At 65.2% G+C, this 14,024-nt stretch carries 13 protein-coding genes; 7 read left to right on the forward strand and 6 right to left on the reverse strand.

The genetic code is table 11. The features are described from left to right. From AC1D34_RS00005 to AC1D34_RS00030, 6 genes are all read left to right on the forward strand, one after another. Positions 1 to 383 (forward strand): ABC transporter permease (locus tag AC1D34_RS00005; protein ID WP_476823170.1); only part of this gene is annotated, 383 nt, incomplete at its 5' end. Between the two features lie 41 nt (positions 384 to 424). Next, positions 425 to 1,288: an ABC transporter permease gene (locus tag AC1D34_RS00010; RefSeq protein WP_069882127.1), complete on the forward strand. Its 864-nt coding sequence runs from the start codon at positions 425 to 427 to the stop codon at positions 1,286 to 1,288. 169 nt (positions 1,289 to 1,457) lie between these two features. After that, the gene (locus AC1D34_RS00015; protein ID WP_441489069.1) at positions 1,458 to 2,393 is read left to right on the forward strand and encodes an N-carbamoyl-D-amino-acid hydrolase; all 936 of its coding nucleotides are present in this window, start codon (positions 1,458 to 1,460) and stop codon (positions 2,391 to 2,393) included. A 22-nt stretch (positions 2,394 to 2,415) separates the two neighbouring features. Continuing rightward, a complete protein-coding gene (locus tag AC1D34_RS00020) occupies positions 2,416 to 3,585 on the forward strand; it encodes an amidohydrolase/deacetylase family metallohydrolase (protein WP_476823171.1) in 1,170 nt (389 codons plus the stop codon). Positions 3,586 to 3,706: 121 nt separating this feature from the next. Further along, positions 3,707 to 4,165 (forward strand): RidA family protein, encoded by a 459-nt coding sequence (locus tag AC1D34_RS00025; RefSeq protein WP_113515557.1) that lies wholly within the window; start codon positions 3,707 to 3,709, stop codon positions 4,163 to 4,165. After that, positions 4,162 to 5,238 (forward strand): D-TA family PLP-dependent enzyme, encoded by a 1,077-nt coding sequence (locus tag AC1D34_RS00030; protein ID WP_441489071.1) that lies wholly within the window; start codon positions 4,162 to 4,164, stop codon positions 5,236 to 5,238. The genes AC1D34_RS00025 and AC1D34_RS00030 overlap by 4 nt, the downstream gene beginning before the upstream one ends. A gap of 150 nt (positions 5,239 to 5,388) precedes the next feature. On the opposite strand, the gene AC1D34_RS00035 is transcribed toward AC1D34_RS00030, so the two are convergent. From AC1D34_RS00035 to AC1D34_RS00060, 6 genes are all read right to left on the reverse strand, one after another. Beyond that, on the reverse strand, positions 5,389 to 6,078 hold the full coding sequence (locus AC1D34_RS00035) for an OmpW/AlkL family protein (protein WP_441489072.1): 690 nt from the start codon (positions 6,076 to 6,078) through the stop codon (positions 5,389 to 5,391). 227 nt (positions 6,079 to 6,305) lie between these two features. Continuing rightward, on the reverse strand, positions 6,306 to 7,034 hold the full coding sequence (locus tag AC1D34_RS00040; protein ID WP_441489073.1) for a DUF1028 domain-containing protein: 729 nt from the start codon (positions 7,032 to 7,034) through the stop codon (positions 6,306 to 6,308). 13 nt (positions 7,035 to 7,047) lie between these two features. Beyond that, entirely contained in the window at positions 7,048 to 8,847 is a 1,800-nt protein-coding gene (locus AC1D34_RS00045; protein ID WP_441489074.1) for a gamma-glutamyltransferase family protein, read from the reverse strand. Positions 8,848 to 8,867: 20 nt separating this feature from the next. Beyond that, complete coding sequence (locus AC1D34_RS00050) at positions 8,868 to 9,758, reverse strand: ABC transporter permease (RefSeq protein WP_441489075.1); 891 nt, start codon at positions 9,756 to 9,758, stop codon at positions 8,868 to 8,870. Beyond that, positions 9,758 to 10,702 carry an ABC transporter permease gene (locus AC1D34_RS00055; RefSeq protein WP_113515563.1) on the reverse strand — a complete coding sequence of 315 codons (945 nt, stop codon included), beginning with the start codon at positions 10,700 to 10,702 and terminating at the stop codon, positions 9,758 to 9,760. Before AC1D34_RS00055 ends, AC1D34_RS00050 begins: the two co-directional genes overlap by 1 nt. 88 nt (positions 10,703 to 10,790) lie before the next feature. Then, positions 10,791 to 12,296: an ABC transporter substrate-binding protein gene (locus AC1D34_RS00060; protein ID WP_441489076.1), complete on the reverse strand. Its 1,506-nt coding sequence runs from the start codon at positions 12,294 to 12,296 to the stop codon at positions 10,791 to 10,793. Positions 12,297 to 12,677: 381 nt separating this feature from the next. On the opposite strand from AC1D34_RS00060, the gene otnK reads away from it, so the two are divergent. Beyond that, on the forward strand, positions 12,678 to 13,952 hold the full coding sequence (otnK, locus tag AC1D34_RS00065; protein ID WP_441508615.1) for a 3-oxo-tetronate kinase: 1,275 nt from the start codon (positions 12,678 to 12,680) through the stop codon (positions 13,950 to 13,952). Positions 13,953 to 14,024 lie beyond the last annotated feature (72 nt).

Genomic DNA, 14,024 nt, shown 5'->3' on the forward strand with positions numbered 1-14,024 from the left:
CGCTCGGCTTCGTCTATATCGCGCTGATCGCCCGCATCACCCGGGCGACGATGCTTGAGGTGCTGCAGCAGGACTACATCCGCACGGCACGTTCCAAGGGGCTCGGCCAGCGCAGCGTCCTGTTCCTGCATGCGCTGAAGAATGCCGCGATCCCGATCGTGACGATCATCGGCATCGGCATCGCCCTGCTGATCGGCGGTGCCGTGGTGACCGAGAGCGTCTTCGCCATTCCCGGACTGGGCCGGCTGACGGTCGATGCCATCCTGCGGCGCGACTATCCCGTGATTCAGGGTGTCGTCCTGATGTTCAGCTTCGTCTACGTGCTGGTGAACCTCATCATCGATCTGGTCTACACGCTTCTCGATCCGAGGATACGCTATTGACGACGCGCTCCGAGAGCCCTGCCGCCTTGGCGGCTCCCGCTCTGGCCGGGATCGCGCCAGAGAGATCACCCTTGAGAAACCTGTTGCGCTTCATGCGCCGGCACCCCTCGGTCGCGATCGGCGGCGGCCTGTTGCTGCTCATGATCCTCATCGGCATCCTTGCGCCGCTGCTCTGGACTGTCGATCCGACCGCGATCGCGCCGGCCAGGCGCACCAGGATGCCCTCGGAGCAGTACTGGTTCGGCACCGACATGCTCGGGCGCGACATCTATTCCCGCGTCATCTACGGCGCGCGGGTTTCGCTGATCGTCGGCTTCACCGTCGCCATCCTGTCGTCCCTGGTCGGGTTGGCGATCGGCCTTTTCGCAGGCTTCGTGCGCCGGGCTGACGGCATCGTCATGCGGGGCATCGACGGCATGATGTCGATCCCGCCGATCCTGCTGGCGATCGCGCTGATGGCGTTGACGCGCGGCTCGGTCCAGAACGTCATCATCGCCATCACCATTGCCGAAATCCCGCGCGTCGCCCGCCTGGTGCGCGGCGTGGTGCTCAGCCTGCGCGAGCAACCCTATGTCGAGGCGGCGGTGGCCGCCGGCGCACGCGCACCGCGCATCATCATGCGCCACATCCTGCCGAACACCATCGCGCCGATGACCGTGCAGGCGACCTATATCTGCGCCAGCGCGATGATCGTCGAGGCGATCCTCTCCTTCATCGGCGCCGGCATTCCGCCGGCGACGCCGTCCTGGGGCAATATCATGGCCGAGGGCAGGGCGCTCTGGCAGGTCCGGCCGCATATCGTGCTGTTCCCGGCGGTCTTTCTGTCGATCACGGTGCTTGCCGTGAACCTGCTCGGTGACGGCCTGCGCGACTCGCTCGATCCCCGCCTGGCAAAGAGCCTCTGAGGGGAACCGCATCCACCATGCCGGCTGGCTCTGCCGCAGCGTCCATTGGCTTCGCACCCCGGGTTCGGGGTGCGGTCTGCGGAAATCCGATGGCGTCCATGCGGGCTGACCGGCTTTCGCCTGCCCTGGATGATCGCGATGCTGGCCGGTGCGCTGAGGAGGAAACAAGGTGAGTCGAATTCTGACGGTGGCCGCAGCCCAGCTCGGCCCCATCCATCGGGATGAAAGCCGCGCTTCGGCCGTCGCCCGCATGATCGCCTTGATGCGCCAGGCCAAGGGGCATGGCTGCGATTTCGTCGTCTATCCAGAAGCCGCCCTGACAGCCTTCTTTCCGCATTGGTGGATGGATGACGAGGACGAGATCGATTCCTATTTCGAGAGTGCCATGCCCTCGAACGAGACGGCGCCGCTCTTCGAGGAGGCCGCCCGTCTCGGTATCGGCTTCCATCTCGGCTATCCCGAGCTCGCCTTCGAGAACGGGCGCAAGCGCCGCTTCAACACCGCGGTCCTGGTCGACAAGAGCGGCTCGATCGTCGGCAAATATCGCAAGATCCATCTGCCCGGACATCCCGAGCACCGGCCGGGCGCTCCCTTCCAGAATCTCGAGAAGCGCTATTTCGAGACCGGCAATCTCGGCTGGCCCGTCTGGCGGACGATGGATGCCAATATCGGCATGATGATCTGCAATGATCGGCGCTGGCCCGAGAGCTATCGCAGCATGGGGTTGCAGGATGTCGAATTGATCGTGCTCGGCTACAACACGCCCAAGCATAACCCCCCGGCGCCCGACCACGACCGCCTCGGCAATTTCCACAATCAGCTCGTCATGCAGGCCGGTGCCTACCAGAACGCCACCTGGGTTGTCGGCGTGGCCAAGGCGGGCCTTGAGGCCGGCGTCGACCAGATCGGCGGATCCTGCATCATTGCGCCGACCGGCGAGGTCGTGGCCCAGGCCGTCACCGAGGGGGACGAACTCGTCGTCGCCCGCTGTGATCTCGATCTCGGCAAGAGCTACAAGGCATCCACATTCAATTTCGCCCGCCACCGCGAGCCGGAGCAATACCGGATGATCGTGGAGCGCAAGGGCGCTATCTCACCGCTCTGAGTTTGCCGTCAAAGGACCAGCCATGAACCACGATCTCATCCTGAAAGGCGGGCGGGTCATCGATCCCTCGCAGAAGCATGACGGCATTCTCGATGTCGCCTTCACCGACGGCAAGGTCTCGGGCTTCGGCAAGGACCTGAAGGGCGGCGCCGATACTGAAGTTCGCGATGTCTCGGGCTATATCGTTTCGCCCGGCCTGATCGACCTCCACACCCATGTCTATTGGGGCGGTACATCGCTCGGCATCGATGCCGACGAGTTCTGCCGCATGTCCGGCGTCACCACCTCGGTCGACACCGGCAGCGCGGGCCCGGGCAACTGGGCCGGCTTCCGCAAGCATGTGATCGAGAAGAGCCAGGCCCGCATCCTGGCCTATCTCCATGTCTCGCATGCCGGCATCTACGGCTTCGATCATCGCGTCATGGTCGGCGAGAGCGGCGACCTGCGCATGATGAATCCGATTGATTGCGTCGAAGTCGCCGACGCCAATCGCGACTATATCGTCGGCATCAAGGTCCGCGTCGGCCTGCATGCCTCGGGCACGTCCGGGACGGTGCCTCTGAACATCGCGCTGCAGGTGGCCAACGAGGTCGGCATGCCGCTGATGTGCCATATCGACCATCCGCCGCCATCCTATGAGGAAGTCATCGGCATGCTGCGGCCGGGCGACGTACTGACCCACGCCTTCCGGCCGTTCCCGAACGCACCCGCGACGGCCCAGGGCACGGTGAAGCCGGAGGTGCTCGCCGCCCGCAAGCGCGGTGTCATCTTCGATATCGGCCATGGCAAGGGCTCGTTCTCGTTCAAGACGACGCGCGCCATGCTTGCCAATGGCTTCGAGCCGGATGTGATCTCGTCGGACGTTCACAAGCTCTGCATCGACGGGCCGGCCTATGACCAGGTCACCACCATGTCGAAGTTCCTCTGCATGGGCATGAGCCTGAACAACGTCATCGCAGCCTCGACCGTGAATGCCGCCATGGCGATGAAGCGTCCCGAATACGGCTCGCTGAGGGTCGGCTCGCTGGGCGACGCCACCATCCTCACCGTCAAGGAAGGCAAGTTCGACTATGTCGACGTCGTCGGGGAGCACCTGATCGGCGACAAGAAGTTCGTTTCCGAGGGCGTGGTGCTGAAGGGCAAGTGGTGGCACCCGAAGCGCACGAACAAGTTCAAGAAGGTGGCGGCCTAAGGCCAGGTCGTGCTGCCGACAAGCCCGGGCTTGACCCGGGCATCTCACGTCGGAGTCTCACGGGCGCGCGTTGTGTGCCGTCCGCGGAACGCCGCGCCACAATAACGATAGAGGAAACACCATGTCTGCCGAAGCCAGGCTCAAGGAACTCGGGCTGACACTGCCCAACGTCGCGACGCCGGTCGCCAACTATGTCCGCTTCAAGCGGGCTGGCGATATCGTCTATCTCTCCGGCCAGGGGCCGCGTCGGGCCGATGGCAGCTATCCGACCGGCAAGGTCGGCGCCAATGTCACGGTCGAAGAGGCTTACGAACACGCCAAGCAGACCGGGCTTGGTCTGCTCGCGGCTATGCAGGAGGCCGCCGGTTCGCTCGACAAGGTCGAGGTCATCAAGCTGCTCGGCATGGTCAATGCGGTGCCGGATTTCGCGGAACAGCCCAAGGTGATCAACGGCTGCTCGGACCTGTTCGTCGCCGTTCTCGGCGAGAACGGCCGTCACGCCCGCTCGGCCGTGGGCATGGGCTCGCTGCCCAACAACATGACCGTCGAGATCGAAGTCATCATCCGGGTGCTGCCATGACCGCGCTTGCCGAGGAAATTGCCCGCGTCTACGGCACGCCGGCCGTCGTCATCGATCTCGATAAGGTCGAGGCCAATATCGCGCGCCTCCAGGCCGCCTGCGACGCCGCCGGCGTCGCCAATCGTCCGCATATCAAGACGCATAAATCGCCCGAGCTCGCGCGCCTGCAGCGCGAGGCCGGCGCCCGCGGCATTACCTGCCAGAAGCTCGGCGAGGCCGAGGTCATGGCCGATGGCGGCCTCGACGACATCATGATCAGCTACAACATCCTCGGCGAGGAGAAGCTTGGGCGCCTCGGCGCGCTTCAGCGCCGTGTGCGGATGATCGTGGCGGCTGACAATCCCGTCACCATCGCCGGCCTGCCGACGGCCGCCGAGATCGCCGGGCGCGACCTCGAGGTCGTGGTCGAATGCGACACCGGTCGCCAGCGCGCCGGCGTCGAGACGCCTGGTGAGGCGGTCGAGCTTGCCAAGATGATCGCCGGTTCCAAGGGCCTGCGCTTCGCCGGCTTCCTGATGTATCCGCCGGAGGATGGCTGGGACCGGACGCAGCTCTTCCTCGACACGGCCAATGCGGGCCTGCGCGATGCGGGGCTCGAGGCCGGCATCGTCTCGACCGGTGGCTCGCCCAATATTCCGAATATCGGCAAGCTCAAGGGCGCGACCGAGCACCGCGCCGGTACCTCGATCTTCAACGACCGCATGCAGGTCGCGGCGGGCGTCGCCAGCCTCGATGACTGCGCCTTGACGGTCTATGCGACGGTGGTGAGCCGTGCCGGCCCGGAGCGCGGCATCCTCGATTCAGGGTCCAAGACGCTGACGAGCGACACCGGCGGCCTCGAAGGGCACGGCTATATTCTGGAGTATCCGTCCGCCAAGATTGCCAAATTCGCCGAGGAGCATGGCTTCCTCGACCTTGCGGCCTCGAATGAACGGCCGAAGGTCGGCGAGGTCGTCCGGATCGTGCCGAACCATGTCTGCGTCGTCGTCAACATGGTAGACAGGCTGATCACGGTGCGCGGCGACAAGCTGATCGGCGAACTACCGGTCGCGGCGCGCGGCAGGCTGACCTGACAACAGGATCATCGGACCGGATCGCGCAGCCGGTCCGATGATCTGACCTTCAGTGTCTGCATCGGCCTTCCCAAGCCGTAATCCACGTTCCGGACCGATTCTCAAGGCTCCCTCGCCGCACCCGGCGGGGGAGCCTGAACATCTTTCAGCTCAGAATTTGTAGGTGACGCCTGTCCCGATCAGCCAGGGATCGATCTTGACCTTGCCGCTGACCAGGCCGTTGTTCACCTTGACCTTCGGCTCGAGGAAGATCTTCTTCACGTCGAAGTTGATGCCCCAGTGGTCGTCGATCATGTAGTCGAAGCCGGCCTGCAGGGCGAGGCCGAAGCTGTCCTTCAGATCGAAATCGGTGAAGCCGCCCTTGGCCTTCTCGTTGAAGAAGACCGTGTAGTTCACGCCGGCGCCGACATAGGGCTTGATGCGCCCGAGATCAGTGAAGTGATATTGCAGCATCAGCGTCGGCGGCAGCAGCCAGGCAGAGCCGATCCGCGCTCCGGCGAGAGCACCAGCGCCTTTGACGCGATGCGGGGTGACGCCAAGGATCAGCTCGGCGGCGATGTTCTTCGTGAAGAAATAGCTGATGTCGAGTTCGGGCACGACCGAGGTCGAGATGCTGACGTCCGCGCCGGGAACTGTGACGCCGCCGATCCGGAGCGAGGCATCCTCCTGCGGTACCACGACGAGTGCGCGCCCGCGGATCATCCAGGGGCTCCACTGCGCCAGAATCGGCGCGACCGGCTGTACCTTGTAGGAGGGCAGATCGGCTGCCTCAGCGCTTGTCAGCGCGGTGCCTGCGAGCAGGACGGCGCTCAGAGCGGTCGGGAGAAGGCGTGTCGTCATGATGGTCCCCAGCTGCTGCCGGTGGGCGACTCAATCCATCGCAACTTGCCCGGCCGGTGGGACCGTTCTTCGCCAGTGCTCGGGGAAAGTGATTGATCTGCGTCAAGACGGCGACAGGACTGCCGACGATCACGGCGCCCTGTTGCAGCATTGACGCAGAGATTGTGCTTGGCGCCCATCCGAAGCCGGGGCCAGGCGCGATGCCACGCCCCGGACGGCCGAAGGGCTCAGCTCTCGGGGTGCCTCGCATTCCAGGCAGCAGCATACTCGCTGCACAGCCGATCGAGCTCGGTGCGGTCCGTGATCCCCGCCGGTCGGGCACGAGACGGCGAGGCGGCCTGGTAGGGCACGGAGCGCTGGTGCGCGATGCGCCAGAGCCGCCGCAATTCGGCGAGTGGGTCTGCGTGATCGTCGACGCGGATGTCGAAGCTCGGAAAGGCATCGGTCGACCAGATCCGAACCGCGCAGGATTGGCGACCCCGCTTGTCGCCGCCGGCCCGCTCTCCGGCCTCGAGCGCAACCAGCAAGCGCTCGTCGAAATCGAGCGCCGAGGCCGCGATATAGGCCTTCAGCGTTTCCTCGATCACCTGCGGTCCGGCGAGCATGTTGCCAGCCACCGAGACCTGCGGGCCTTCGACCGAGCCGCACCAGTCGATGCAGGCCGAACCGGTATGAGCGGCAATCTTGCCGTCCCGGTCGATGACATGGAGCTGGCGATGATTGCGCCCCTCATCGGCCGCTGTGAGGTTGGCGACGATCTCGGCGGCCGGGCGGCCTTCGAGCAGAAGCCGCAGGCCATCGATGCCATAGAGCGGGTTGAGGAAGGCTTGTGTGGCAAGCGCCCCCGTGCGCGCCGCGCCCTGCGGCACGCGCGAGCCGACGGCGAAGGCGCAGGTGGAAACCGCGACGCCATAGGCGCCTGTCGCCGCATCGCGGGCGACGATAGACCAGGTCATGGAGCAATCCTTCTCAGCGGCCGGCGGCGTAGGCCTGCATCAGACGTGGCGTCGCCGCGGCACGCAAGAGGCCATTGCTGCTCTTCTCCGCCGCGGTCAGGCGTCCGACGGTCCAGGCCGGGGCCTTCTCGAGATCATGGCCGCGCCGGACCAGATCGGCGATCGCCGCAGCGCCGATGCTCTCCTCGACCGTGAGATGCCCCGGCCGCGCTTCGCGCGGATAGAAGGTCGAGGGGAAGTGCTGCGTGTGGAACAGCGGCAGGTCGATCGCCTCCTGCAGGTTGAGACCGTGGTGCACCCGGCGCAGGAACATGCCGAGCTGCCATTGCTCCTGCTGGTCGCCGCCCGGCGTGCCGAAAGCCAGGCGCGGTTCGCCATTCTCGAAGGCCAGTGTCGGCGTCAGCGTGGTGCGCGGGCGCTTCAGCGGCGCGAGCGAGGCCGGCAGGCCCTCTTCCAGCCAGAATGCCTGCGCGCGCGAGTTCAGGGGGAAGCCAAGCTCGGGGATGACGGGAGAGGATTGCAGCCAGCCGCCAGACGGCGTGGCGGCGATCATGTTGCCCCATTTGTCGATCACGTCGATATGAACGGTATCGCCGCGCTTCGACGATGCAACCATCGAGGCGAGCGTCGGTTCGCCGACGGTTGCGCCGCCGGCGCCGCTCTGCCCGGCGATGCGGATATTCGCCAGCATCTTGCCGACCTGCTCCTCGAAGCCGGGGATCATGCCGGGGCGCAGCTCATGCGAGGCCTTGTCGGTGATGAGATTGCGCCTGCCGCGGGCGTAATCCTCCGAAAGCAGCGTCGCCATCGGCACCTTCACGAAATCCGGATCGCCGTAATAGGCCTCGCGATCGGCGAAGGCGAGTTTCATCGCCTCGGTGACGTGATGGATGAATTCCGGGCTGGCCGGTCCCATCGCGGCGATATCGATGCCTTCCAGGATCTTCAGCGTCTGCAGGAAGACGGGGCCCTGGCCCCAGGGACCGATCTTGAAGACCTCCCAGCCGTGATAGTTCACGCTCGCGGGCGTTTCGTAGGTCGGCTTCCAGCGCGCCATGTCGTCGGCGGTGAGCAGGCCCTTGTGGCGGCGGCCGGAGGAATCGATCGCCTCGGTCGTGCGGCAGAATGCGTCCATCGCTTCCGCGACGAAGCCCTTGTACCAGGTGTCGTAAGCAGCCTCGATCTGCTTCTCGCGCGAACCGCCGGCGGCTTCCGCTTCCGACAGAATGCGCTTGTACGTTTCCGCCGCGGCCTTGTTGCTGAAGAGTTCCTTGCCCTTCGGCACGTTGCCGCCCGGCAGATAGACCGCCCCCGAGGTCGGCCACTCATTGGTGAAGAGATCGGTCAGGGAGCCGATCGTGTCGGAGACACGCGGGAGCATCGGATGGCCGTTCTCGAAATAGCCGATGGCCGGCTCGAGAACCTCACGCAGCGACAGGCGGCCATGGTCGCGCAGCAGCGTCATCCAGCCGCCGAAAGCGCCGGGCACGACCGTCGAGAGCAGTCCCGAGCCGGGGATCAGGTCGAGGCCGAGTTCCTTGAAGGCCGCAATGGTGGCTGCCTGCGGAGCCGGGCCCTGCGCGCAGATGACTTCGACCTTCTTCGTCTCGGCCGAATAGAACACGGCCGGCATGTCGCCGGCCGGGCCGACCAGATGCGGCTCGACGACCTGGAGCACGAAGGCTGCGGCGGCACAGGCATCGAAGGCGTTGCCGCCCTTTTCCAGCATGGCCATGCCGGAGGCCGTCGCGAGCCAATGCGTCGAGGTGACGACACCAAAGGTGCCGAGGATTTCGGGGCGGGTCGTGAACATGATGCTATCCCTAGGCTTGCTTAGTGTTCTTTGGGGTCGAGCGCGTCCCGCAGGCCGTCGCCGAGCAGGTTGAAGCCGAGAACGGCGAAGAAGATGGTGATCCCGGGCGCGACCGACATCCACGGCGCCTGCTCCATGAAATTCTTGGCGACGTTGAGCATCTGACCCCAGGACGGAGCGGGGGGTTGCTGGCCGAGGCCGAGGAAGGAGAGGGCCGCTTCCAGGATGATCGCCTGCGCCATGAACAGGGTGGATTGCACCACGATCGGCGAAAGCGTGTTCGGCAGGACGTGAAGGAACAGGATCCGCATGTCGCGGGCACCGATCGCGCGCGTTCCCTCGATGAAATCCTCGGCCTTGATGCTGAGCACCTGGCCCCGGACCAGCCGGATGAAGATCGGAACGGCCGAGAGGCCGATCGCGATCATGGCGTTGGTCAAGGAGGGGCCGAGGATCGCTGCAAACGCAATCGCGACGATCAGGAAGGGGCAGGCCAGCATCGCTTCTGTGACGCGCGAGATCGCGATGTCGATCCAGCCGCCATACCACCCCGCCAGCAGCCCGAACGGTACTCCGACCGCCAGCGCGATCGAGACCGAGAAGATGCCGGCCAGCAGCGAGGTTTGCGCGCCGTAGAACAGGCGGGAGAACTGGTCGCGGCCGAGTTCGTCGGTGCCGAACCAGTACAGCGCCGAAGGCGGCTTGCGGATGGCGAGGAAGTTCGACTTCAGCGGGTCTGCCAGCGGCAGCAGCGGCGCCAGGATCGCCATCAGCACGAAGATCAGCACGAGCGCCCCGCCGATCTGGGCGGAGCGGTTGTGCAGCAGTTTCGTCCAGGCGCGCGGGCTTCGCGCCGGCAATGGTTCCAACGAGCTGGTCGGGGACGGGCGGTCCAATGCGATGTTCGCCATCAGCCGTCCCTCAGGCGTGGGTTGACGAGGATGTAGAGCAGGTCGGCAAGCAGGTTCATCAGGATGAAGCCGATTGCAGTGCACAGGACGACGCCTTGCACCACGCCGTAATCGCGATTGAACACGGCGTCGATGATCAGCTTGCCGAAACCGGGAATCGTGAAGACCTGTTCGGTCAGCACAGCTCCGGCCAGCAGCTCGCCGAAGAGCAGCGTCGAGAGGGTGATGATCGGAATCAGGGCATTGCGCAGCGCATGGCGGTTGACGACCGTCTGCTCGTCGAGCCCCTTGGCGCGCGCGGTGCGGACATAGTCGGACTGCAGGACCTCCAGCATCGCAGCGCGCGTATGGCGCATCAGGAAAGCCGCAAGCCCGCCGCCCAGCACGAAGGCGGGCATGATCAGCCGCTCGATCGCGCCGATCGGGTTGCTGAAGATCGGCTCATATCCCGATGCCGGCAGGAGCTTGAGCTCCACCGAGACGAGCAGGATCAGCATGATGCCGAGCCAGAAATTCGGAATCGAGAGACCCGACAACGCGAGCGCGCTGGCGGAATAGTCGAGGGCCGTCCCCTTGTTGCGGGCGGCGATGATGCCCGCCGGGACGCCGATCGCGACGGCGACGAGGATCGAGGCCGTGGCGAGCTGGATGGTGACAGGCAGCTTTTGCAGGATCAGCCCGAGCACCGGCTCGCCGGTTCGCAGCGAGCGGCCGAAATCGCCCTGCACGACCTGGCCGAGCCAGGCGAAGAACTGGACGACGATGGGATCGTCCATCCGGTAGATTTCGCGCAGCCGGGCGATCACCTCCGGATCGCGCTCCTCGCCGGCGATGACGAGGAACGGATCGCCGGGCAAGGCTCGCTGCAGGGCGAAGACGAACAGCGACACCAGAAAGAGTGTCGGGATCGCGATCAAGACGCGGCGGCCGATCAGGGTCAGCATGGCTGCCCCCTAAGCCCGGCCGCCATTCCGGGCGACGCAAGGGTCGCCCGGAGCTGACGAGGGTGTGGGGTTCGAGAAGAGGCGGTCATCACTTCTTCTTCAACCCGGCGAGCCGGATCATGCCGTCGGGATTGATCACGAAGCCATCGATGTTGGAGCGCAGCGCGAAGAACACCGTCTGGTTGTAGAGATAGACGATCGGCAGCTCGTCCTGCAGGATTGCCTGCGCTGCGTCATAGAGCTTCTTGCGCTCGGCGACGTCATAGACGGTGCGGGCCTGGTCGAGCAGCTTGTCGACCTCCGGATTGCTGTAGCGTCCGTCGTTCTGGTTACCCTTCGACGTCACGAACTGGTGGATATTGCCATCGGGGTCGATGCGGCCGGACCAGCCGATGCGGCTCATCTGGAACTTGCCCTGCTGCTGGTCGCGCAGCTGGCTCGCGAATTCGCTCGAGCGGATCTGGATGTCGATGCCGGCTTCCTGAGCCATTGCCTGGATGACCTGGCCAAGCTGCGCGTCGACGGGATTGTTGGTGACGAAGAGCTCGGCCGAGACCTTTTCGGCACCGGCTGCCTTGAGCAGCGCCTTCGCCTTGGCGACGTCGCGCGCCGGCACCGGGAAGTCGGCGCTGAGATAGGGGTTTCCGGGGTTGAACGGCTGGATCATCGGCTCGTACAGCCCTTCGAACACGACCTGGCTCAGGACCTTGCGGTCGATCGCGAGCGACAGGGCCTGGCGGACGCGCTTGTCCTTGCCCATCGGCTGGTTCGCCGCCTCGCCATTGGACGTGTTGATGGTGATGCCCTGATAGCCGAGATTCGATGTGCTGGCGATCTTGAGCGACTTGTCGCCCCGGGCGCCCGGCACGTCGGTCGGCGCAAGGCGCTCCAGCATGTCGAGTTCGCCGGCTCTCAGATTGGCGAGACGCACGGTGGTGTCGGGGATCGAACGATAGAGCACCCGGTCGAACTGGTAGTTCGCGGCCTCCCAGTGTTCCTTGAACTTCTCCAGCACGATGCGGTCGTTCTGGACGCGCTCGACGAACTTGTAGGGGCCGGAGCAGATCGGCTTGGCGCCGACATCGCCGCTGAGGCTCTTGGGAGCCAGCATCATGCCGGCGCGATCGGTCAATTGGGCAAGCAGGGTCGCGTCGGGGCGCTTGAGCTTCAGCACGAGCGTGGTGGCATCGACGGCCTCGACACTGTCGACCGAGGCGAGTTCCGATTTCCGCAGGGAGTCCGGCAGCGTGCGCGCCCGCTCCAGATTGGCCTTTGCCGCTTCGGCATTGAAGGGCTCGCCGTCATGGAACTTCGCATCGCTGCGCAGCTTCATGGTCAGCGTCAGCCCGTCAGGGGAGAATGACCATTCGGTCGCCAGCCGCGGGACGAGCTTGAGGTCAGGCGTGATATCGAGCAGCCGGTCGCACAGCCCCATGAAGACGATGCGACCGACGAAGGTGCGCGCCTTGTGGGGGTCGAGCACGTCGGGGTCTTCCTGCAGGCCGACACGCAGCGTGTTCGGCGCCTGCGCCATGGCTGGCAGGCTCGCGATCGTCAGGAAGGTCGCTGAAACCAGCGCGGCAATGAGCTTCATCGGTTTTCCCCTGTTGGATTTTCTGTGTGAGGCGCGTTCGCGCGGCCGGATAGAGATCTGGCGCATGGCCTGCCGAACGCAGGCTGCTTGCGCCGCTAGGTCGATATGCAGAATCCGAAAGCGAAGAGCCTCCCGGGTTGGTCCCGTTCAGCACCAAGTTGGCGCAAGTTTCGGCGGGCGTCGATCATGCGCTGCATCATTCTTGCGGAGTATTGTTCCCGGGTCGCCGTTCGGCTTGTATGCAAGTTGGCGGCCAAGCTCTCCGCTTCTGGCTGAGGCCGGCATGTCCGGGCTACGCGCACGCAGGGCATGATCTCTGATATGCACTGCGCCAGACGGATACGGGTATCAGGCGCAGTTTGTATGCGCTGGAAACAGGGAATGGGACGGATGCTTCTGGGTGTGATTGCCGACGACATGACGGGTGCGACCGACGTCGCCCTGATGCTGAACCGGGCCGGGATGCGGACGGTTCAGGTGATCGGCGCGCCATCGGCCAATGCAACCCTGCCGGAGGCCGATGCGGTCGTCGTCGCGCTGAAGTCGCGCACCAATCCGGTTTCGGAAGCAGTGGCGCAGTCGCTCGCCGCCTGCGAGGCGCTGCTCGCCGCCGGCGCGCGCCAGATCCTGTTCAAATATTGCTCGACCTTCGACTCGACCCCGCACGGCAATATCGGCCCCGTGGCGGACGCGCTGATGCGCCGGCTCGGCGCGGAAAGCGTCATCATTTGCCCGGCCTTTCCGGCGAATGGCCGCTCGATCTATCAGGGCTATCTCTTCGTCGGCTCCGTGCCTCTGCATGAGAGCTCGATGAAGGACCACCCGTTGACGCCGATGCGGGATTCAAACCTGATGCGCCTGATGGCGGCACAGACCGAGACCCCTGTCGGCCATATCGGATACGCCACGGTCCTGGCTGGGGCCGGCGCGGTCAAGAACCGGCTTGTGGAACTGGCGGGGCAGGGCGTGCGCTATGTCGTGACCGACGCGCTGACCAATGACGACCTGATGGTGCTGGGCGCTGCTGTCGATGGGGCGGTCCTGCTGACCGGCGGTTCCGGCATCGCGATGGGGCTGCCGCAGAACTTCCGCAAGGCAGGGCTGTTGCCGGATCGCGATATCGCGGCCCATCTCGAGGCGCCCGAGGGGCGGGCCGGCATTATCTCGGGCAGCTGCTCCACTGCCACACGCGGGCAGATCAAGGCGGCGCTTGAAGCCGGATATCCCGCGCTGAAGGTCGATCCGCTCGCTCTGGCCACCGGCGAGCAGACGGCACGAATTCTGGCCGATTGGGCGCTGGCGCAACCGGCCGATCGACCCTTCCTCGTCTATTCCAGCGATGACCCGGCCGAAGTCGCCGCGATCCAGGGGCAGCTTGGCCGCGACAAGGCCGGTGAGATCGTCGAGCAGGCTTTCGCTGAAACGGCGCGCCTGCTCGCCAAGGGCGGTGTCACGCGCCTGCTCGTCGCCGGTGGCGAGACCTCGGGCGCCGTTGTCCAGGGCCTCGGCATCCAGACGCTCGAGATTGGCCCCGAGATCGACCCCGGTGTGCCGTGGACCCGCGTCGTCGGCAGTCCTGCGATGGCGGTTGCCCTGAAATCCGGGAATTTCGGCGCGCCCGATTTCTTCCTGAAGGCATGGAGCCTGCTCCGCTAGGTCATCGGACCGGATATCGCATCCGGTCCGATGACCTAGCTTCTATGTTCGCATCGGCTTCTCCGAAAACCG

The sequence above is a fragment of the Allobosea sp. P1_A7 genome, from assembly GCF_056406775.1.